19 protein-coding genes and 1 pseudogene are annotated in these 21384 nt (G+C 68.9%); 14 read left to right on the plus strand and 6 right to left on the minus strand.

What is annotated here, in order from left to right; all coding sequences use genetic code 11:
• The 7 genes and pseudogenes from CGU35_RS18635 to CGU35_RS14230 all read left to right on the plus strand — a co-directional run.
• Positions 1 to 199 (plus strand): annotated as a pseudogene (locus tag CGU35_RS18635) (conjugal transfer protein TrbL); the annotation flags it as partial.
• Positions 200 to 253: 54 nt separating this feature from the next.
• Entirely contained in the window at positions 254 to 1666 is a 1413-nt protein-coding gene (locus tag CGU35_RS14205; protein WP_100812408.1) for an SCO6880 family protein, read from the plus strand.
• Positions 1651 to 3102, plus strand: a complete 1452-nt coding sequence (locus CGU35_RS14210; RefSeq protein ID WP_374935780.1) for an ATP-binding protein — start codon at positions 1651 to 1653, stop codon at positions 3100 to 3102. The genes CGU35_RS14205 and CGU35_RS14210 overlap by 16 nt, the downstream gene beginning before the upstream one ends.
• A gap of 45 nt (positions 3103 to 3147) precedes the next feature.
• Entirely contained in the window at positions 3148 to 3621 is a 474-nt protein-coding gene (locus tag CGU35_RS14215) for a hypothetical protein (protein ID WP_146048051.1), read from the plus strand.
• Entirely contained in the window at positions 3621 to 5432 is a 1812-nt protein-coding gene (locus CGU35_RS14220) for a type IV secretory system conjugative DNA transfer family protein (protein WP_100812199.1), read from the plus strand. The genes CGU35_RS14215 and CGU35_RS14220 overlap by 1 nt, the downstream gene beginning before the upstream one ends.
• A 5-nt stretch (positions 5433 to 5437) precedes the next feature.
• The gene (locus tag CGU35_RS14225) at positions 5438 to 5842 is read left to right on the plus strand and encodes a single-stranded DNA-binding protein (RefSeq protein ID WP_100812200.1); all 405 of its coding nucleotides are present in this window, start codon (positions 5438 to 5440) and stop codon (positions 5840 to 5842) included.
• Positions 5839 to 6378 (plus strand): hypothetical protein, encoded by a 540-nt coding sequence (locus CGU35_RS14230; protein ID WP_100812201.1) that lies wholly within the window; start codon positions 5839 to 5841, stop codon positions 6376 to 6378. Before CGU35_RS14225 ends, CGU35_RS14230 begins: the two co-directional genes overlap by 4 nt.
• Positions 6379 to 6393: 15 nt before the next feature.
• Here the strand turns inward: CGU35_RS14230 and CGU35_RS14235 are convergent, their stop codons facing one another.
• From CGU35_RS14235 to CGU35_RS14260, 6 genes are all read right to left on the minus strand, one after another.
• Entirely contained in the window at positions 6394 to 6792 is a 399-nt protein-coding gene (locus tag CGU35_RS14235; RefSeq protein WP_100812202.1) for a hypothetical protein, read from the minus strand.
• A gap of 172 nt (positions 6793 to 6964) precedes the next feature.
• Positions 6965 to 10732: a MobF family relaxase gene (gene mobF, locus CGU35_RS14240; RefSeq protein WP_157813997.1), complete on the minus strand. Its 3768-nt coding sequence runs from the start codon at positions 10730 to 10732 to the stop codon at positions 6965 to 6967.
• A gap of 70 nt (positions 10733 to 10802) precedes the next feature.
• On the minus strand, positions 10803 to 11855 hold the full coding sequence (locus tag CGU35_RS14245; protein WP_100812203.1) for a hypothetical protein: 1053 nt from the start codon (positions 11853 to 11855) through the stop codon (positions 10803 to 10805).
• Positions 11856 to 11921: 66 nt separating this feature from the next.
• Complete coding sequence (locus CGU35_RS14250) at positions 11922 to 12206, minus strand: hypothetical protein (protein ID WP_100812204.1); 285 nt, start codon at positions 12204 to 12206, stop codon at positions 11922 to 11924.
• Entirely contained in the window at positions 12203 to 13189 is a 987-nt protein-coding gene (locus CGU35_RS14255) for a tyrosine-type recombinase/integrase (RefSeq protein ID WP_232711327.1), read from the minus strand. The genes CGU35_RS14250 and CGU35_RS14255 overlap by 4 nt, the downstream gene beginning before the upstream one ends.
• Positions 13190 to 13395: 206 nt before the next feature.
• Entirely contained in the window at positions 13396 to 13611 is a 216-nt protein-coding gene (locus CGU35_RS14260) for a helix-turn-helix transcriptional regulator (RefSeq protein ID WP_100812410.1), read from the minus strand.
• Between the two features lie 228 nt (positions 13612 to 13839).
• Here CGU35_RS14260 and CGU35_RS14265 point away from each other — a divergent pair, with 228 nt between their 5' ends.
• From CGU35_RS14265 to CGU35_RS14295, 7 genes are read left to right on the plus strand one after another with little or no spacing between them, the layout of a single operon-like run.
• A complete protein-coding gene (locus tag CGU35_RS14265; RefSeq protein ID WP_100812206.1) occupies positions 13840 to 15084 on the plus strand; it encodes an SCO6880 family protein in 1245 nt (414 codons plus the stop codon).
• Entirely contained in the window at positions 15081 to 16742 is a 1662-nt protein-coding gene (locus CGU35_RS14270; protein ID WP_100812207.1) for a hypothetical protein, read from the plus strand. The genes CGU35_RS14265 and CGU35_RS14270 overlap by 4 nt, the downstream gene beginning before the upstream one ends.
• Complete coding sequence (locus tag CGU35_RS14275; protein ID WP_100812208.1) at positions 16739 to 18142, plus strand: ParA family protein; 1404 nt, start codon at positions 16739 to 16741, stop codon at positions 18140 to 18142. The genes CGU35_RS14270 and CGU35_RS14275 overlap by 4 nt, the downstream gene beginning before the upstream one ends.
• Positions 18135 to 19952, plus strand: a complete 1818-nt coding sequence (locus tag CGU35_RS14280; protein WP_100812209.1) for a type IV secretory system conjugative DNA transfer family protein — start codon at positions 18135 to 18137, stop codon at positions 19950 to 19952. The genes CGU35_RS14275 and CGU35_RS14280 overlap by 8 nt, the downstream gene beginning before the upstream one ends.
• Positions 19949 to 20335 (plus strand): hypothetical protein, encoded by a 387-nt coding sequence (locus CGU35_RS14285; RefSeq protein WP_100812210.1) that lies wholly within the window; start codon positions 19949 to 19951, stop codon positions 20333 to 20335. The genes CGU35_RS14280 and CGU35_RS14285 overlap by 4 nt, the downstream gene beginning before the upstream one ends.
• Positions 20332 to 20817, plus strand: a complete 486-nt coding sequence (locus tag CGU35_RS14290; RefSeq protein WP_100812211.1) for a hypothetical protein — start codon at positions 20332 to 20334, stop codon at positions 20815 to 20817. Before CGU35_RS14285 ends, CGU35_RS14290 begins: the two co-directional genes overlap by 4 nt.
• Before the next feature lie 34 nt (positions 20818 to 20851).
• Complete coding sequence (locus CGU35_RS14295) at positions 20852 to 21295, plus strand: single-stranded DNA-binding protein (protein ID WP_100812212.1); 444 nt, start codon at positions 20852 to 20854, stop codon at positions 21293 to 21295.
• The last annotated feature ends 89 nt before the right edge of the window (positions 21296 to 21384 follow it).

Raw genomic sequence — 21384 nt, forward strand, 5'->3', positions numbered from 1 at the left:
CGCAGGCGGGGCGGGAGCAGCCGCGGGTCCGATCGGGGCGGGCGCGGCGGCCGCGATCGGAGTGGCGCGAGCGACCGCAGATGCGGGCCGCTCCGTCGGCGCCCACGTCGGAGCGGATGCGACGGGGCACGCGGATGCCGCCGATCGTCCGTCCGCTCCCGTCCCGCCGCCACCTCGCGCGGACGTGCGCGGTGTATAGGCCACGGGAGGAGCTTCGGTGAGCGAGCAGACGTCGGTGCTCTCCCCCGTGAGCATGTCCCGGTTGCGCAAGCGCAGCGTGATCCTGGGGCTGTCGGCCGGGCAGGTGGTGGTGCTGGCGACCGGCGGGGTGGTTTTGCTGGCTGCCCTGTATGTTGCCGGGGGTGCCGGGGTGGCCTGGACCTCACCGGTCTGGGGACTGGCGCTGGGTCTGGCGTACGCGCCGATCGCGGGCCGCCCAGCCGTCGAATGGGCGCCCACCGTCGCACATTGGGCGCTTCGACGCGCCGCCGGTCAGACCCGATTCCGTCGACAGATCACCCGGCCGAGCCGACTGGGCCAGCTGTCGCTGCCCGGAGACGGAGCACGGCTCCGGCACATTCAGGATCAGGTAACAGGGTGCGCGATGATCCACGACCCTTACGCGTCGACCCTGACCGCGACGCTGACCATCTCGTATCCGAGCTTCGTGCTGCTGGACCCTGCCGATCAGGAACGTCGGGTCCGCGGCTGGGGACGGGTGCTCGCAGGCCTGTGCCGATCCCCCAGGATCGCCCACCTCCAGGTCCTGGAGCGCACGGTGCCCGACACCGGGTCAGGGCTTGCCGCGTGGTGGGCAGAGCACGGTGTCGACGACGGCTCCTGGGTCGCCGGCGTGTATCGCGACCTGATGGCCGACGCCGGCCCCACCGGAGAACGACACGTCGCGACGATCTCCCTGGCAATCGACCTTCGCACAGCCGCGCGGGCGGTCCGTGGCGCCGGCGGCGGACTGAAGGGGGCAGCGACGGTGCTACGTCAGGAGATGTCGGCGCTGAGCACCGGTCTGCGCGCCGCCGACCTGCAGCCAGGGCGATGGTGCACCCCTGGCGAGGTGGCCGAGATCATCCGGGCCGCGTACGACCCCGCCGCGACCGTAGTGCTGGATCAGCATCCTGTAGGCCGTGACCTGGCCACGGCCGGACCGCTCGCGATCGACGAGGAGTGGGACCACTTCCGCAGTGACTCGGCCTATCACGCGGTGTACTGGATCTCCGAGTGGCCTCGCGCCCAGACCTACCCCGGGTTCCTCGGCCCGCTGATTCTGACAAGCGGGGTACGGCGCAGCTTCACTCTGCTGGTCGACCCGATCCCCGCGCACGTCGCTGCCCGGCAGATCCGCAAGCGCAAGACCGGTCACTTGGCCGACTCCGCGCAGCGCGCGCGTATCGGACAGCTCGAGGACGCCGCCGCGACTGCCGAGTACGCCGACACGCTGCAGCAGGAGGCGGAGCTCATCGAAGGGCATGGGGCCCTGCGCTACACCGGCCTGGTCGCGGTCTCCAGCGGTTCCCGCGAAGAGCTCGAGGCCGCCTGCGCGGCGGTCGAGCAAGCAGCGCTGCAGTCCTCCTGCGAACTGCGGCGTCTTGCGGGACAGCAGGCGCAGGCGTTCACTGCCGCCGCCCTGCCCTTCTGCCGTGGTCTCTAGCCAGCAACCCCCGCGCGAACAGCGAAGACACGACCAAGCAACTCCGCTCGACGAAAGGCGACACATTGAAGTCACCCGCCAGCACACGCACCCCCGTCAGTGTCCGAGCGGAACGCGCAGACACCGACCTGCAGGACGACGTCCCGCCGCGCGGCGGCCAAGCGGCACCGCGGTCGCTGCGGATGTGGCGCCCGCTTCGGATACCGGCCCACCAGGACACCTCAGCGCGAGTCCGGGGCGTCTACCCCTTTCTCGCCGAAGGCAACCTGCCCACGGCAGGGGTGTACGTCGGCCGGGACCTGTACTCGGGCGGAGCGTTCGTGTACGACCCGTGGGTGCTCTATGCCGCCGGAGTCATCACAGCACCGAACCTGGTGATCGCCGGGATCGTCGGGGCCGGCAAGTCCGCCCTGATCAAGTCCCTGTACACCCGCAGCATCCCGTTCGGGCGAAAGGTGTACGTCCCCGGGGACCCGAAGGGCGAGCACTCGGCGATCGCCGAAGCCGTCGGCGGGAAGGCCATCATCCTCGGCCACGGGCTGCGAACCCGCCTGAACCCGCTTGACTCCGGTCCACGCCCCGCCGGGATCTCAGAGCCCGAATGGGAAGCGATGGTCGGCGCGCGCCGCCTCGACCTGGTCGGAGCGCTCGCCGAGACCATGCTCACCCGTCCCCTTACCCCGATCGAACACACTGTCATCGACCGCGCCCTCAACCAAGTGGTCGCGCAGGCCGAGACGCCGATCCTGCCCATGATCGTCGACCGCATCCTCGAGCCTGGCCCCGAGCAGGACGCACGTCTCGCCGATGACGGACGCATGGTCGGTCACGCGCTACGCCGCCTAGTCTCCGGGGACTTGCAAGGCATCTTCGACGGCCCCTCCACCGTGACCTTCGATCCTGCGCTGCCAATGCTCTCCCTGGACCTGTCACGCGTGGCGAACAGCGACGCACTGGTTTCGGTGCTGATGACCTGCGCCAGCGCATGGATGGAAGCGGCGCTTCTCGACCCAGCGGGCGGCCATCGGTGGGTCATCTACGACGAAGCGTGGCGGCTGATGTCGCAACCGGCGCTGCTGCGCCGCATGGACGCGCAGTGGCGACTGGCACGGCACTTCGGCATCGCCAACGCCCTGCTGTTCCACAAGCTCTCCGATCTGGACACCGTCGGCGACGCCGGGTCGGCTATGCGCGCCGTCGCCGCCAGCCTGCTCGCCAATACGGAGACCCAGATCATCTACCGGCAGGGAGCCGATCAAGTAGGCCCCACGACGCTCGCCCTCGGACTGACCAGGACCGAACGGCAACTGCTGCCCACACTCGGAGTCGGCCAGGGGCTGTGGCGGATAAAGGGGCACGCCCGCGTCATCGAACATCACCTCCACCCCGAGGAGATGCGGGCCTTCAACACCTCGAACAGGATGACCGGCCCCTAACAGGCAGACCGACCTCTTCACATCATCGAACACTCAGGAGTCTCCATGAAGCGCCGACGCCGCAGCTACGTTCCGGTTCCCAGCTCACCGCCAGCCCCAACGGAGCTCGAGGTGTTCATGCTCGGGGCGGATCTCGGGGTACTGCGCAGAAACAACATCACCGTGCCCGGCGGGTACATCACTCGCGCGGAGCTGCCCGCTCGCCTATCGGAGCTGGTCTCGGCCGAAGGCGCACCGACATCCGTCGTGATCATCGAACCCGACGGCACACGCCACTCCGACATCCTTCATCCGCCCACAGGGGACATCAATACGTCGTTCGACACCGACGTGCCCGGAGATCCTCTCCTGCACGGCGGCGGATTCCTGCCCGGCGAGGAAGTGCAGCTGCTCCGCCTCGTGTCCGCGACCCGCGCAGACGCTGACGGGCATGCCAGCGCGGGCGCCCACTACGGAGAGGTCAGTCTGCTGTACGGTGCGATCTCCGGCACGGTCGTCCGCGACCCGGGGAGCATCTGATGGTCTCAGGGGGGAGTGCGCCCGGCGGGGAGACCCTCACCAACGTGGCGTTGGGGGCCGTGGCAGTCGTGGTCGCTGGCGCGGGGATGCTGCGCCTCGCGGTCATCGTGTGCTGCTGGATCCAACAGCTCCCCAACCCCCCGGCAGGGATAGAGGCGTCCGCGGCGATCATCCGCACCCCCTGGCATCCTGGTGGCGCGGTCGGAGTGCCCGCGCTGAGTCCTGTCCTGTACTGGGTCATCGTCGCCGTCATGGTGGCAGTGGCGACCGGCGCCTGCTACCTCGCGTGGCGGCTACTGCGTTCAACCTCCCGATCAGATCCCCGCCGCATGATCGGAACAGCAACACGGCACGACATCACCGGTGCCGCATCGGCGCAGGCGCTGCGCACACGGAGCCGCACGCTGCGCCCGTCGCTCACGCACCCACGCCCCCGGGACGTCGGATACCTCATCGGATACGCCCGCGGCCTGCCGCTGTGGGCCAGCGTCGAAGACTCGATCCTCGTGCTCGGACCGCCCCGGTCCGGGAAGGGGGTCAACATCGTCGTCAACGCCATCCTGGACGCGCCCGGCGCAGTGATCACGACCTCCACCCGGCCCGACAACCTCACCACCACCCTCCGTGCCCGTCGACACCAGGGGCCGGTCGCCGTGTTCGACCCGCAGCAGATCGCGCCCGGACTGCCCTCCGGTCTGCGCTGGTCCCCCGTGCGGGGCTGCCAGGACCCGCTCACCGCGATGACCCGGGCACGCGGGCTCGCCGCGTCCACCGGGTTCGGCGGGGTCGAGAACGGCGACTTCTGGGAGGGCAAGGCGAGAGTTGCGATCCAGAGCCTGCTGCACGCCGCCGCACTCGACGGCCGCGATGCGTCGCACCTGCAATCGTGGGCGCTCAGCCCCGCCGCCGCCCAGGACGCGGTGCGCATCCTGCAGGCCCACCCGTCCGCCGCCCAGGGATGGGCGGATGGCCTGGACTCGATGCTGCAGTCCGATCCCCGCACCCGCGACTCCATCTGGCAGGGAGTAGCGCTCGCGTTCGCCGCCCTGGCCGACCCCCGGGTACTGAACACGGTCACACCCAGCGCCGGCGACGAATTCGACCCCGCCCGGTTCCTCGACGAGCGGGGCACGCTGTACATCCTCGCGGCCGGCGCGAGCGCCGGAACGGCCGCGCCGCTGGTCGCGGCGTTCATCGAGGACCTCGTCGAGGTCGCCCGGAAACGGGCCGCCGCATCCCCGGGCGCGCGGCTGGACCCGCCGCTGCTGCTGGCCCTGGATGAGATCGGAAACCTCGCACCGCTGCCGTCACTGCCGACGTTGATGGCGGACGGCGGCGGCACCGGCATCACCACGATGCCGGTGCTGCAGTCCCTCGCCCAGGCGCGCAGCAAATGGGGTGAGCACCAGGCCGCGGCGATCTGGGACGCCGCGATCGTGAAGATCCTGCTCGGCGGGGCCTCCTCACCGCGAGACCTCGAGGACGTGTCCGCGCTGATCGGAGAACACGACGAGACGACGGATTCGGTCAGCAGCGACCGGCACGGCGGACGATCGGTGAGCTGGTCCACCCGGCGGGTCAGGATTCTGCCACCCAGCGTGCTGCGCACCCTGCCAACCGGGGTCGGGGTCGTGCTGCTGCGCACCGTCCCCGCAATCGTCGCCACACTGCGCCCCTGGATGTCCCGACCGGACGCGAAGCAACTCCACCACGATCGCGCCGCCACCGAGGCCGCCATCGGGTCCCCGGAGGCGGCGGACCCGCGATTCGGCTCGCACACCTCCTCTGTGCACCCGATGGAAGGACCGTGAGAATCATGTCTCTGCGCACATCGACCGGAATCAGCGGATTCGTCGTCTCCGACCCGGTGCTCTCGCACACTCTGGAGCGGGCGCGGCTGTACTTCCGATTCGGGCAGGAGCGGCTCGGCGCCGGCCCGACTGGCGAACGCGAGTACGAGTACGGGGACATGGTGCTGTTCGGCCACGCGGCCGAGACCGGATACGAACACCTCCGGAAAGGCGACCGATTCACCGCGGAGGGAAGGCTGCGCACCGACGAGGAGACCGGGCGCTCCCAGTTCATCGCCGCCAGCATCGGACCCAACGGACAGAACCGGCACATCCGCATCCTGCACCGTCCTGCTGCCACCCGCGACCCGGCGATCTCGGACGCGCAGGAAGGCCCCGTGCGAGCGGTGGACCCGGTGACGCGCGGATGAGCGCGGGGCCGCCGAAGGGGCAACCACCGCTGGACGGGTTCGACGACCTGGATGCCGATCTCAGCGACCTGCTGGGGTCCGCGTTCCGTCCCGTGAACTGGCTGACTCTCACCGGCGAGGAGGCAGCGGAGGCATGGGAGGACCTCGACAGCTGGGTGGACTGGCTTCGGCACGAATACGGCCTCCCCGCCGGGATCATCCCGCCGTGCTGGCATCTTCACCCCGAGCTCCTCTGGGAACTGTCCGCGCTGCAGCGGGCATGGCTGACGAACTACGACCCGCAGCACAACGCGGACGGCCCGCTGACATGGCATCGGCAGTATGCCGAGGCGCGGGACCGCCTGCGGGAATGGACGACCACCGCGGGGTGCAAGCTCGACCGGCACCGCCGCACCCGGCAGACCAGCTGGCCGGGTGAAGCGCCCCTGCCGGAGATCATCGACGAGGTCATCGCGAACCGGACGGAGAGCTTCCGCGCCCACGTGCGGGACGACATCGCCCAACGCAGCCACGTCGCCGGCAACTCCGGGGATTAGCCCCGCCACGCGAGTCTATGCAGCGGACAGCGGGCTCGCGGTGCGTTCCGTCGTCGGGCCGAGTTCACCAGTCGACTCGGCGCCGCCCGTCCGGGAGACGCGGCACTCTCGCCAGCGGGCCGCGAGGAGGCGAGCGGTGGCGACCGGGACCAGCACGGCGAATCTCGCCGCGTTGTACAGCGCCACGAGCAGCACGAGATGCCACACGCTCGGTCCGCCCTGTGCGGCAAGCGTCCCTGCCAGTAGCGCGATCGCACCGTAGGCGAGGACTCCGGCCGCGCCGACCGGCAACGCCCAGCGGTAGCCCGTGCGGGTGAGGACGCGTCGGATCACAAGGTTGCTCGGTGTGAAACGGTGGACCGCGGTGACGATTCTCACGGCGACCGCCGTCGCGGCCAGAACGATGACGAACATGGGGACTCCCGGACAACCTCACGGTTGCGTTCGGTGCGCCACGCCCACGCGGGGCTTTCATCATCGCGGACCGTAAGTCCAGACCCGGACCAAAGCGTCCAGGTTGCTCGCACTGCGACCAGGATACTCCCCCTGCTCCGACGCCTGCCGGAGCGGCAGGCGTGTAGGTCGGTCACGACCAGACGCTGCCGGGTGACTCGCGGGTCGCGGGTGCGGCCGGCTCCGGTGTGGATGAGGATCCGCGGGCCAGGAGTTGCGCCCGGTCGCGGGCGTCGCGGGCGTGGTCGCGGTCGGACAGCCGCGTCCAGTCCCCGCTCCCGCCACTGTCGATTGCGTCTGGTGCGTCGATCCCGTATCGGTCTCGATAGGCAGCGACCGTCCCCGCCAGCGTGAACCACGCGCGGCGCGAGTGGACGTCGTAGGGCGGGGAGCCCAATTCGTGGATCCATCGTTCCTGGTTGCGGAGCGCCCGGTCGACCAGCGCGCGGCCACGCCGCCGCATCAGCGACTCTCGCTCTTGCAGTGCGAGGCGCATCTCCGCGTCCGCCCCGGCAACTGCCTGGGGAACCATTCCGACGATCCACCCCCGTCCACGCGCCCGTGGGTTGCCCGATTCCTGCAGGGCGTCTCGGAGCCGAGATGTCAGCACCGCCCCGGCGTCCTCGGAGCCGGTCAGCGGCCGACTCCTGATGGCTGCGGCGAGCAACACGTCGATGTCCTGGCCGGCGGCCTCGGCGCGCCACAGGATCGAGGTGAGCACGCCGAATGATTCTGAGTCGATCATCTGCGCGATCGCCGGGGCCGGGATGCTGCACCGGTGCAGGAGTTCGATCCACCGGTCGTGTTGTGCGCGCTGTGCGATCGTCTCGTATTCGCTGGCGATCTGGGCGATGGACCCGGCGGCTTCCTGTTCGTCGATGATCGTCTCGTGCGCGGAGCGCTCCGCGCCCACGTGGCGAACGACGCTTGCCAGCACATCGAGCGCGGTCATCTCTTCCGGCTGCTTCTGGTGTTCCTCCAGGTGGGGCTGGTCGGTTGCGACGTAGCAGGTGTTGCGCTGGCGGCCCCGACTCATGGAAACATAGAAGGTCTCTCGGGTCATTGCGCTGGAGTGCACCACGCAGTGCCCGGTGTCCAGGGTGATGCCCTGTGCGCGGTGCCCGGTGATCGCGTAGGCCAGCTCAACGTGTTCGGCGACATAGTCGCTGGGCAGCGTGACGATACCGCCATGAGAGCGTCCTACGCGCCGAACGGTGAGGGAGCCGTCGCGGCGGTGCCGCATCACGACCCATCGGTCGCCGTTCTTGACCCACCCGGATCTGCCGGTGCGCAGTCGGCGGTCGTTTCGGCGGGTGAGGATCTCGTCCCCACGGCCGGCTTGGCTTCCGCCGGCGAGGGTGACGCCGTCGGCGGAGACCTCGTCCGCGAGGATCCGGTCAGCGCGGGCGCGCTCGTTGAGTGCGGAGACGGTGTCGCCGGTCTCGGCGATGAGGGCTGTTGTGACGCCGGCGACCCGGTCGGCGTGCCAGGCGCGATACGCGGCCTCCAGCATGTCCTCGAGGTCGCCCCCGTGGATCCGGTCGTGCGCCGCGTAGGTGGGCAGGACCTCCACGTCCCCCATCCGCAAACCGAGGGAGGCATCCTTCTCCCAGACGTGTGCGAACCGGTGCACGGTCGTCAGTTCCGGTGGCGCGGCGCGGTCACGGACGAGCATCCCGAACGCGCCGCCGGACTCGATCGCCGAGAGCTGCGCCCAGTCCCCTGCCAGCAGCACCTTCGCACCCACCTCGCGGGCGTGCCGGGTGATCGCCTCCAGAGCCATGGTGCCTACAAGCGATGCCTCATCGACGATCATCAGGTCGCCCTGTCGCAGGGTCCACGCCTGGATCCCGTCATCAAGCACCCTTATTCTGCGTCTGGCGGCCGCGGTGAGCCGGGGGGCGAGGTTGGGCGAGTCCCACCGGGTCCGTTCCTCCAGCGTGTCCGCAAGGACCGGGGACATCGTCGCGATGCGACCACGCCAGCTCCGGGCCATCCACGGTCGCGCGCTGAGTGCGCCGACCCACTCGAGGAGACGGTCTCGTTCGGCGATCCGCGCAGGCGTCTGCCGGTGCTCGTGCAGCCATTTCGCCGTGTTGTCCGTGGGGATTCCGAGGTCTTCAGCGAGCACGTCCGCAGCGACGGAGGACGGTGCGACGCCGGCGACCGTGCCCTCGCCCTGATGCGCTTCCCACGCGCGCCGGAGCCCGCCGAGGGTGGTCGTCTTCCCGGTGCCGGCCGGGCCGACCAGCACATCGAGGACCCGGCCGGACGCCGCGATCGCAGCGATCGCCCCATGCTGCTCCCGGGAGAGCGGCGCTGAGGCTCGGGCCTGCGCGGATCGTTGGATGACATCCGCGGGGAGAGCGGGGCCGGTCATCTCGCTGGCCCATTCGCGCAGTGTGTCCTCGGCGGCCAGCAGCGCCGTGGAGGAGTAGATCGTGCCGGCCTTCTCCCGGAAGACGCTGCCGCCGTCCGGGCGTCGGAACGGGGTGGGGCTGGATGCGAGCTCTGGGGGTGTCAGCCGCAGGGAACGGCTTTCGGCACGGTCCACGATCTCGTCCAGGATCGCGGTGCGGTCTTGGGCGGTGGCGAAGCGCAACGGGAGAGTCACCCGAGCCGCCTCCGCCCAGAGGTTCCAGCGTCGCCACGTCGAGCGACGATCGCCGACGCCGGCGAGCACCTCGATACCGGCGGCATCCAGGTCCGCCGACGATAGGTCGTCGCGATGCAGGAGTCTCGTCGCTTCTTGGGCGGCGATCAGCTGCCGTGCCCACCCGGTGGCGTCGGTACCCAGCGTCTTTGTCGCGCGTTCCCGCCATCTCGCGGTGAGTTCCTGCAGGGAGTGCGAGTTCTTCAGGGGGCGGGTCTCCAGGGTGGCCTGCTGCCGCAGCTTGATGATCTGCACACGGCCCGGCTGCCGGCCGTGCGCCTCCACGAACTCCGCACGGAGCTGCTCGTGCCGCTCGTCGATGTCGAGGCTGCGGGTGCTGAAATCTCGCATGAGATCCTCCGGGATCCCGCTGATCTCCCACCCCGGATTGCGATCTCGGCCGCGGTCTCGCGATTCCCATCCCACCCCGAGGATGGCCGTGAGCTTGTCGGCGAGGAGCGCGTTGTAGGTCTCCGACAGTGCCACGACCGACGCGTGCAGGGGCCTGCCGTCCAGGCTGCGCCACTTCCCGTCGTGGGCGGCCTGCGCGCGGTTCCCGATGACGACATGGGTGTGCAGCTGCGGGTCGGAGGAGCGCGAGTCGTAGTGATCGAACGCGACGGCGATCACCCCCCGCACCTCGACCTGCGCCACCGCTCCGCGCGGGCCGCGCGCTCCGACCCGGGTCATCGCGACGCGCGCCTCGACGAGGCGAAGGACGTCGCCGACCGCGTCATGGTGCGCCTGCGCGATCAGCGCCTGGGTGCCCGCGTCGGCAACCGCCCACAGCGTGCTCACGCTCTTGGGAACGGAGGCCGTGAAGTCGAATCCGGCGACGGCGCGGCGGGTCTGCCGGGCGTTCTCCTCATTCTCGATCGCGACCAGCGCGGCCGCGCGGTCCTCCTCCGACAGTGTTGCGGGCAGTTTCCTGCCACGCGCCCGCACCCGGTCTCGCATGCCGGCGAAGGAACGGTACGGCCGTCCCAGCTGCGCGCCGCTGTTCGGGTCCTGCCCCGCCCCGAGGAAGCGCTTGAGCTGTTCCTCGGTCACCTCGTCGCCGACGCGGGTCGTCGCGGACGGGAGGCCAGCAACTCCGGAGCCGGCCCACTGACCGGGCGGGGTGCCCTTCTCCTGGTAGTACCGGGTCAGCGGTTCGGTGACGTCGCGGTCGCCGTCGCCGGCGGCGACGGTCCGCAGCAGGTAGCGGTAGCCCTGCCCCGCGCTCATCACCCGCATCGAGACCGTCACCTGGACACGGTGTGCGCGCCTGGCCATGCCATGGGCAGACGGCCCCGGCTCCTCGCACAGCCGCCGGGTCCTAAGGTCTGATCCTCACCGGCACCCTGACGCGTGCGGCCGAGGAGTCGATGTACGCATCCGTGCCGTGCGTGGGGGCTGACGCGTCCTCGCGCAGCCGCCCCTGCGGGTCTGCACGTGCCCGCCGCACGGCGGCGATGGCGCGCCGGCGCACCTCGGTCTCGAGGTCGTACGGGTCCGCGCCGCGCGCCTGCCGAGCGCGGGAGTCCAGGGTCACCTCGTCTCGCAGTCGCTCGCCGTGCTCGACGAGGTAGTCGGGGACGATCTGGCGGCGCCGGGCGAGAGCGGATTTCCGCATCCACTCCTCGAGAAGCGGCCGGGGCGTCCTTTCGAAGTGCTGCATCAGCCGCCGCCGTTCGGAGACGAGACGGCGGCGCGTGAAGAACTCGGTCGCGGCGGCGAGATTCGCCGCCCGTTCCTCCTCAGAGGCCGGATGCAGCCGACGCGGGGGGAGCCCGGCTTGCTGGCGGCGTCGCTCCCGGCGCTTCCACTCCCGGTTGTACGCACGCGCCTTCTCGGCGGTCTCCGGGTTCGAGCGGTAGCGCCGCTGGTTCTCTCTGACCTTCTCCGGATTGGCTTGCTGCCATCGCCGCTGCTGTTGTCGCCGCTTGTCCGGATCGGCCAGCCTGCGCTCGCGGGCGTTCTGCAGAATCTGCTCCCGATTGCGGTAGTAGTAGGCCAGCTGCAGGGCGCGGACGCGCTCCCGATTATTCTCGACGTAGAGTCGCCGTTGTTCCCGCTTCTTATCGGGGTTGCGTTGCGCCCATTCGCGTGCGCGTTCGACGTCGCGACGTCGACGTTCGGCCTCCGCCGCCATCTTCTGACGTCGTTGCTCGGCTTCGGCCTTCATTCGCACACGCCGCTCGCGTTCGCGTTCGCGGCCCTTCGCGCGGATGCTCTCCCGATTTCTCTCGCGATAGTCACGGTAGTAGTCGGGGTGGGCCTCGTTCCACGCCTTCCTCGCCGCGGTGTCCCGTGCCTTGCGCTCCTCTGGGGAGACACGTCGACTGCGACGATCCTGATCGTCACTGGTTGCCCCAGACCTCTCCGTCATACCTGCTCCTCGTCATGTCCGGCCTCACCCCTTTAGGTGGGGCAGGTCAGACACGACGAGGGCGTGTCAGCGGTGCGTGCGCGGCTCAGAGAGAGCGATCAGGGCGGCGAACGCTTCCTGGCGGTGCGCAGACGGGTCGACGATCGCTAGGGGGATCAGCTCGCGGAGCGTTGCTCGCGCATCAGTAGAGAGGTCAGTGAGGGGGTACATGCACCATTCGACATCTTGGTCGACCTGGTAGGCCGGTTCGTCGAGACGCACTTCGGGGTAGTAGATGAATGCGGCCAGCGCGATGCGCTGCAGCGCATCGTCAACCTTCTCGCGATCGATCATCTGGTTCTTCGTGCTCATCGCGAGTCATCCTCCGCTCCCGAGGACGGCCCGAGCGACTCGAGGATGTCTGCCGTGACCGGATCCACGTGGTCGTCAGGCTCGACGTAGTGCGCCCGCGTGATGTCCGTGGAGGTGTGGCCGAGCATCTCGGCCGCCAACTCGAGCCCGCTCGCCCGATCCAGGACCGTCGCGACCGTACGCCGGAACGCATGCGGTGTCACCCCGTGTATACCGGCCGCCTCAAGGATCGTCCGGAGCCGCCGACGGATATTGTTCGGGATCAGCGGAGTGCCGTTTCGGCTGCAGAACAGCAGCGTGTCACCGTCGGCCGGTACCGCTGCCAGTCGCTGCCGTATCCCGGCCGCGGTGTAGCTGGGAACCGCGACTGTACGTCGAGACTTCGCCGTCTTGGGATGATCCTGCCGGAACGCGGGTCGGCCCTTCGGGCAGACGATCGTGCCGGTGATCTTCACCGTCGCCGGCACCACCGTAACATCCACGTCGCAGCGGCGGATCGCAAGCACCTCGCCGATGCGGGCGGAAGTCCCCAGCATCACCTCGATGATGATTCCGAGCTGGCCATCAGGACGCGGCCCCGGAAGACCCTCAGCGGTGCGCCAGCGACTCACCGCTGATCTGATCGCCTGGATCTGCGGGACTGTGAGGGCGAGGATCTCTGATACCGGCTTGCGCAATCGCGCCGCGCCGCTGACAGGATTCCGGGGGATCGCGTCGTACCGCACGGCCAAGCCCAATGCCAGGCTCAGCACGTTCTTGGCCTGCTTCGCGCGGCTGTAGCTGGTCTTCGCGCACGTCTTCAGGAACCGATCGACGCGACTGACGGTCACTTCCTTCAGCCGCAACTGCCCGAACGCCGGCAGCACCAGCTTGCGCATGTTCCACTCATAGAGGTCGCGCGTCTTCACCGCGATCCGTCCCTCCAGATCGAGGTCGTCCAGCCAGAGCTCAGCGAGATCGGCGAAGGGTGTGTCCGGCGTCAACTCTCCTGCGACTGCCGGGCGGCTGCGTTCCGTGAGCAGAACCTTGAGCCTCTGCTCGGCAGCCTTTCGACTCCGCCCGCTGGCCTGGACCTGCCGAAGCGCGCCGTCCTCATCGCGGTATCGAGTCCTGGCTCTGACTATGCCGTTCGCGCCAGTCCGGAAGCTGATCGTTCCGAATGTTCCAATGGGGGTTCGGGTACTCGACATCAGGGCTCACCGCCCGTCTCTCGTCGGGATCGGATCCATTCGTCGATGTCGGCAACGAAGAACATGACGCGCCGACCGACGCGGATCCCGGGCGGGCCCTTCCCGTCCACTCTCCAGTCGTAGATCGTCGCGATGGGGACGCCGAGATAGTCCGACAGTTCCCGGACGGACAGTAACGGCTCCAGCTGGACGGGGTGAGCCTGTTGAGTATCCATACCCAACATGTGCGCCCGGCCGTCCCGCCTCCTCCAGGCGGCACCGATGCCTTCCGTGTGCGGAATCGGCAAGCGGGTGCGGGTGGGTGGCGAGGGAGTGGATGTGGTGACGACGTGGTGACCGGTTCAAGTCCTTAACCGCCTTCTGGCCCGGATTTCCGCAGAATTCCGGGCCAGAGCTGGCGGTGACGGTGGGATTTGAACCCACGGATGGGGGGTCTGTGGGTGATGAAACAGGTCCGGCATCTCATGGGTGGGACGAAGGACACGTTCCGCCCGGAGGCACCGCGCGTGGCGGGGACGTTGAACCTGCCGGGAGCGCGGGCGTCGGTGCAGCTGTGGGAGTTCGAGGGCATCGGGTGCGTCTACGACCCGCAGCACCGCACCGTATCCGTCACCGCGGAACTCGAGGTGCAGGGATTCCTGATGCAGGACACCCCGGACCGGTACGACCTCGCCCAGCAGTGGTCGACCGTGTTGGCCTCTTTCACGCAGCGCCCGGGGATCAAGCGGGTGACCCTGCAGGAGCGGACGATCCCGACGACGATTCGTGCTGCTCGCGACCACTTCGACACCGTCCAGATCCGCCGCGGAGTAGACGCCGGATCCCCCGTGGCGCAGAACTACCGGGACGTGATGGACCAGTCAGAGCGGTTCGCGGTTTCGCACCGCAACTACCTGACCTTCACTCTGGACCTGATCGTTCTCGGCGCGCAGCTGCGATCCCTCGGCGGCGGGAAGCTCGCGATCCAAGCCCTCGCCGCCCTCGAGGCGGGAAATCTCGCCGATGCTCTCGAGACCGCGCGCATCAAGGTTCGCGCGTGGCTCGCCCCGAGGGATATTGCGGCGCTCGCGCGGGTGACGGTGGACCCGGAGTTCGCCCCCGCGGTGCAGAACCGCACCGACGCACAGGCGGGGGTGGATCCGGTGGCGATCGGGCCGATGTATTTGGAGGAACCGAAAGGGCGGAACGGGATCGTCTACACGGACTCGGCCGTGCACACGACGATGTGGATTCACGAGTGGCCGCGGTCCGATGCGGCGGTCGGGTTCGTCGCGCCGATCGTGTTCGCCCGCCACCCCGGCAGCGGGGATGCCGTCACGCACATCCTTTCCCTCGTCCTCACGCCCGTCCCTGTCTCCAAAGCGCTGAAACGGATCCGGGATGAGAAGAAGGTGTGGCGGGGCAACGAACGGCTCCGCGCAAAACGCAGCGCCGACGGGTCGGCGGCGGACGCAGCGGACTGGGACGCACTGGAGAAGCAGGAACAGGAGATCGTGAACGGGCATGGCAAGTTCCGGTACGGCGCCTACCTCACGGTCTCTGAGCGAACCGAGGAGCGCCTCGACCACGCCGTCGCGGGGATGCGCAACGCACTCTCCCGCGCCGGCATGGAACCCCAGATCCTCTACTGCCAACAAGCCGAAGCGCTGCTCGTCAATGCGCTCCCACTGGGGTTGGGGATGAAATGACCCGCCGCATCCTCACCTTCACCCCGGGCGATGCGTCCCGGAAAGTCCGCGCCCAGCTGAGCCGCGAAATCGCCGCCGCGCTCCGCGCCGAACAACCCACACGCTCCAGCCGACGAGAGCGTGCCCTGCCGGAGCCGGCGGTGCCGGGACCGTTCGGGCCCGGTCTCGCCGCCGGCGGGTACTGGAATCTGGCGGGTCTGCACGTCCCGCCGCATGAGGCGACGTCGCAGCACATCGCTGGGATCTACCCGTTCGTGGCCGACGCGGGCCTTGGTCACCGGGGCCCGATCGTCGGCGTCGATCTGAACGCGGACGCGTTATGGCACTTCTCCCCGTGGGAGGCGTACATCGATCAATCCGACCGTGGGTCGTTCTCCACCAACATCCTTGTCCTCGGTGCGTACCGGTCCGGGAAATCGGCGACCGTGAAAACCCTCGTCACCCGTTCCATCGCATTCGGTCACCAGGTGGTCGTGCCGTCCGACCCCAAAGGGGAATGGGTCGCGGTGGCTGAGGCGATGCCCGGCGGACGGGTCATCCGCCTCGGCAACGGCACGAGTGCACGTCTGAACCCGCTCGACCGGGGCCCGCGACGATCGGATGCGTCCGATGAGCAGCACGAGCAGATGGTGAAGCAGCGCCGCATCGGCACCCTCATCGCCCTGGTCGAAATGGCGCTCGGCAAGCAGCGTCTCACCGCGGTCGAGCACGCCGCGATCCACGACGCCCTCGACCGGTGCGTCGCGCGCACCAGCGATCACCCCACCCTCCGCGGGATATATATGGAACTCGGATACCTCGCCGGAGAAACCGCGACCGCGTTCCGCGCCGCCGAAGGCGCCGTGCAACCCCGCTTCGTGCTCCGCCGGTTCGTCGAAGGCGACCTCGCCGGACTGTTCGAAGACGAATCGACCGTGGAGTTCGATCAGGACGCGCCCATGGTCGTCACCGACACCAGCGAACTCTTCGCCCGCGGGGAGCTCGCCGCGCAACTGACGCAAGTGTGCTCGACCGCGTGGATCCAGGCCGTGATCAGCGACCGTGCCGCACGCCGCACCCGATACGTGGTGCGGGAAGAGGGATGGCGGGACATGACGTCGCTGGCGAGTCTGCAGATGTTTCAGCAGTGGTTGAAGCTGTCCCGGCATTACGGGATCAGCAACATCGTCATCCTCCACAAGATGGGCGACCTCGACGCGGTCGGCGACGCTGACTCCCTCGAACGGTCCCTGGCGTACTCGATCGTGGGTGACATCGAGAACAAGTTCATCTTCCGCGTCAACCATCAAGAACAATCAGCCCTCCAAGAACGCCTCAACCTTCCCGCCCCGCACGTCGCGATGGCCAGGCAGCTGCGGAAAGGCGAGTTCCTCGCGTACGTCGGCCAGTACTCGTACCTGGTGGACTGCTTCGCCACCTCCACCCCCTGGGAGCAGGCCCTGTTCGACACCGACGACGCCGTCACCGCCAACGACCGCGACACCCCACTGCCCGCCCTGACCGACACCGACCTCGACGCGTTCTGGCCCACCGATGCGCCGTTCATGACGAGTGACTCCGAAGCCGTGGACGGGTGGTTGGCGCCCGCTCCGGATGTCGGAAGTACCGAAGTTCCCGACCGCCCCACTGCGGCGGCTTCTGAAGGAGGACAGCAATGAGTGTTCTGCATCCGCCGCGCGCGTACGCGACCGTGACCGGACCCACCGCGACCTACGTCGCGCCCGACGGGCACACCGAACCCGTCATGACGGACGGCGCCGAAGACATCCGTCACGCCGTCGTCCGCCGCGCCGCCACCGACGCCCGTACCGCCGGCACCCCGCTGGAGCTCGTCACCTCCGGCGACCGCGGCACCCATCACCTCCTCATCGACACCACCGGCTCCATCACCGCCATCCCAGCCGGTATCACCACCGCCCTCCCCACGCATCCCGGAACCAACGCGGGGCTCACCGACAAGGCTGACGACACCCGGGCCGACATCCGCACCGAGGACGCGCGACGGGCGGGGGCGCCGCTATTCGATGCCGTCTCGGTGCAGCACCACGGGGCGGTGAACGAGGAGGCTCCGCCGGCCGGACCTAGCGCGCCAACCGAGGAGGAAGATCCTCCGACAACGGCATCGCGGCCATCGTTCATCGCCGTCAGCACCGAGACCCCCGAGACCGGCACGGGGTGGCGGGCCGTCATGGCACGACTCGGACTCCCGGTACCCCTGTCAGTGCGGCAGATGCAGCATGCGGGGTGGGCGCGGTCGGTGTCGCGGCATTGGGCGGGATGCCGGAGCATCGCGGTCGCGAACGGGAAAGGCGGGGTGGGGAAGACGATGACCACCGCGATGCTCGCCGCCGCCTACGCCCGGTGGGGCGGCGGGAATGTGCTCGCGTGGGACAACAACGACACCCGCGGAACCCTGGGCTGGCGCACCGACACCGGGCTCTACGACACCACCGTCCGCGACCTCCTCCCCGCCGCATTGAAACTTCTCGCCCCGGATGCTGGGGTGTCGGACATCGCCCGGTTCGTGCATCACCAAGGTGTGGACCGGTACGACGTGTTGCGTAGCAACCCCGAGCTTCTTGCCACCGACCAGCGCATCCACGCCGACCAGTTCGATCTGCTGATGCGGGTCGCCGCCCGCTACTACCGGCTTGTGGTGTTCGACTCCGGGAACGACGAATCGGCAGACAGATGGCTGCGGATGATCGACTCCAGCGGGCAACTGGTGATCCCCACCCTCGCCGCCCCCGAATCCGCCGAATCCGCCGCGCTCCTCCTCGACGCACTCCGCACCCGCGACGAGCACTCCGCCTACCTCGCCGACAACGCCGTGGTGATCGTCACCCAAGCGGAGGCCGCGGGCCGGGATGTGGCACGAATCGCTGCAGGGTTCGAAGGTCACGTGCGGGCCGTTCACACCATCCCTTACGACCGGGCCCTGAAATCCGGGCCACTGCGCTTCGACACCCTCCACCCCCGCACCCGGCACGCGTGGCTCGCCGCCGCCGCCGCCATCGCTGACGGCCTCGAACAGCACAGTGGTGAGCGGTATGAATGAGGGACTCCTCGGCCGGATCATCGCGGTGGGGATCGCCTGCAGCATCCTGCTGTCCCTCGCGTTCTCGTTCCTCACCGAAACGCTCACCACCTGGATCTGCGGTACACGCCCCACACCGACCAGCCCGTTCTCCGGGCTCTGGCTCGCACTCACCGGCGACCACAACGCGTATATGCTGATTGACGGATGTGCGCTCCCGGTCTGGCAGATCCGCGCCGCGGATGCCGCGGTCGTTGTTCTGATCGTCGCGGCAGCGGCGGTGGGGTTGGGGGCGTGGCGGCGGTACCGGCACTCCGACCGGTACTTCCTCACCGACCTCCGCCAACGCCCCGGATTCGCCCCCGCATCCGAAATCAAAGACCACCTCTCCGCCAGGGCCGTCCTGCGGCGGGCGGGGCAACTCCGCCCCGACCTCACCCGCCCGACGCCCGCGGACGTCGGGTGGCGGGTCGGCAGATCCCGCGGGATGGACGTGTATGTCTCCATCGAAGACTCCGTCGCCCTCGAAGGACCACCCCGGTCAGGGAAGGGATACCGGGTGCTGATCTCCGCGATCCTCGACTGGACCGGACCACTAATCACCACGTCAACGACGAACGACAACCTCACCGCGACAATGCGGATGCGGCAGACCCGGGGTAACGTGCACGTGTTCGACCCGCAAGGCCTCTCCGGCATCCGTCACCCGTTACGCATCTCCCCCATCGCCGGATGCGAAGACCCGCTCGTTGCGATGCAACGCGGCACGGCGATCATCACCGGCACCGCTCTGGGCTCTTCCACCACGAACGCGGAGTGGGCGCACGCGTCCGGTGTGGTCCTTGGCCGGTTGCTGCACGCCGCCGCTGTCGGCGGGTTCACCATGGCTGACATCTACGAATGGGGATCCAGCCCCACCCTCGCCCGCCGCGCCGTCGACGTCCTCCGCGCCGACGGCACCCCCGGATGGGGCGACTCCCTCGAGGCCACAATCAGCGGCGACGAGAAACTCGTCTCCGGCATCTGGTTCGGAGTCCAAGGAGCCGTCGCACCCCTCGCCGTCCCCCAAATCCGCGACACCCTCATCCCCCGCCCCGGCGACCCGACATTCGACCCGAACGAATTCCTCACCGCCCCCAACACCCTCTACCTGATCGGATCGTCCTCCGGGTCCGCCGCGATGGGCGGGTTCCTCGGCGCGATGCTCGACGACATCGTCGAAACCGCCCGCACCCGCGCCCTCTCCTCACCCGGCTCACGGCTACACCTCCCCCTCGGACTCATCCTCGACGAGATCGCGAATATGTTCCGCTGGGGCAACCTGCCCCGCACTATGGCCGACGGCGGCGGACGGGGAATCTGCACCTTCGTCGTCCTGCAAGCCCTCTCCCAAGCCGAAACCGCCTGGTCCAAAGCCGAAGCCGACACCATCTGGGCTGCCGCGACCGCGAAAGTACTCCTCGGCGGTGCCAGCCACGTCGACCACCTCCGCGACATCGAGACCCTCCTCGGTGCGAGAGACACCCGCCGCACCCAACGGTCCTGGTCCACCGAGCGCGTCGGCCACCAAACCAGCGAGCAACACGAACGCCGCCCGCTGATGTCCGTCGACGAAATCCGGCGGATGCCCCAAACCACCGGACTGCTCGCCTACCGCAATCGCCGCGGCGTACTGCTCGACCTCTCCGGATGGGACGAACGCCGCGACGCCCGCACCATCACCGCCGGCAAGACCGCCACCGAGCAAGAACAACAATCCGTATTCACCGACACCTACATCACCCCCACCCGCCCGCCGGTCGCACGCACGGCTGAGGAGGGGGCGCCGTGAACAATCAACGCCGCGGGGACGTGAAGAACCTTTATCGGTACGGGTTCCTCCGCTCCCCCGCATGGTTCGCCCGCCGGGATAGCTGGTTCACCACTGAGACCCGAAGGGCAGGGGCACTCTTCTGCGCGGGATGCGGGGAACCAGCCACGCGTGACGAAGTCGAACTGCACCACCTGGACTACAGCGGCGTCACCCTGGAGGCGGGCAGGTGGCGGGCGCACGAAGAACACGGTGACCTTGCCGCACTGCACCCGTACTGCCACGAACTGCTGCACCGCCTACTGGAGCGCGACACCGTCCTCGCGAAGCACCGAGACAGGCGGACCGCATCCCTCGCCGCAATCGAGCGGCTGCGCACCAAACTCGCCCCGGAGACCTCATGAACAGCCACCCCGAACCCGTAGACCCCGTCGCGCTGCTCGCCGCTGACGCCGCCCGTGTCACCGGCAAGGCGAACCGCGGCGGGTCCTCCGCCCCATTGGGAGCGACGGTAATCAACTGGCGCACCCTCTCCGGGTCCGCCGCCGCAATGGCCTGGGCAGACCTCCGCGACTGGGTGGAATGGTTCACTATCCGCTACAACGTGCCCATCAGCACCGTTCCGACCTGCTGGTGGCAGCACGGAGCGCTCGTCGAGGAGCTCACGGCGCTCCGCACCGCGCACGCCGCAGCATTTGATCCCACCGACACAGGGAACGGGCCAATCGGCTGGCACGAACGGCTCACCGTCGCTCTCCCCCGCCTCACCCGCGCATACAGCGGCGGCTGCAACACCGGGCACCGCCCCCTCACACCCCGCTCATGGTCGAACGTGACCGACGAGCAGGAATGGGAACAGTGGACCAACGAGGCCCACGCCCACTGACACAGCCCGTGTCACCGACCGAAAGGAAGACAAGATGACAACCAGGATCCCGGTCACCATCGAGGGCAACCTCACCGGCGACCCCGAACATGGCACCAGCGACAACGGAAACGAGTACGCGAGGTTCAGCGTCGCCGTCAACGACCGCCGCCTCAACGACACCACCGGCCGGTGGGAAGACGCCGGCTCGGTGTTTCACCGCGTCGTGGTGTTCAACCAGCAAGCCCGGCACGTCGCCGACTCGCTGCACAAGGGCGACGCCGTGCTCGTCGCTGGCGACCTCCGGTTCGGCACCTATACCGACACCACCACCGGACAAACCCGCGAAACCCGCGACATCGTCGCGGACAACGTGGGCGCCTCCCTGAAGTACGGCGGCGTCACCATCGCCCGCAGCCCAAGAATTAGCGGCCCCGCAGCCGAAGCTACGGGGCCGACAACCGCACCGGCGGCCACCGGTGCAGCATTCGCGCGCTAAACCCTCGAAAAGGTGCGAGCGGGAGTCATGGTACTCCCGCTCGCACCGGTAACGTCACCGTCCCGTGTGGGGAACTTTCATTTCTCCGG

Source organism: Microbacterium sp. BR1 (genome assembly GCF_002812725.1).
Lineage (GTDB): Bacteria > Actinomycetota > Actinomycetes > Actinomycetales > Microbacteriaceae > Microbacterium.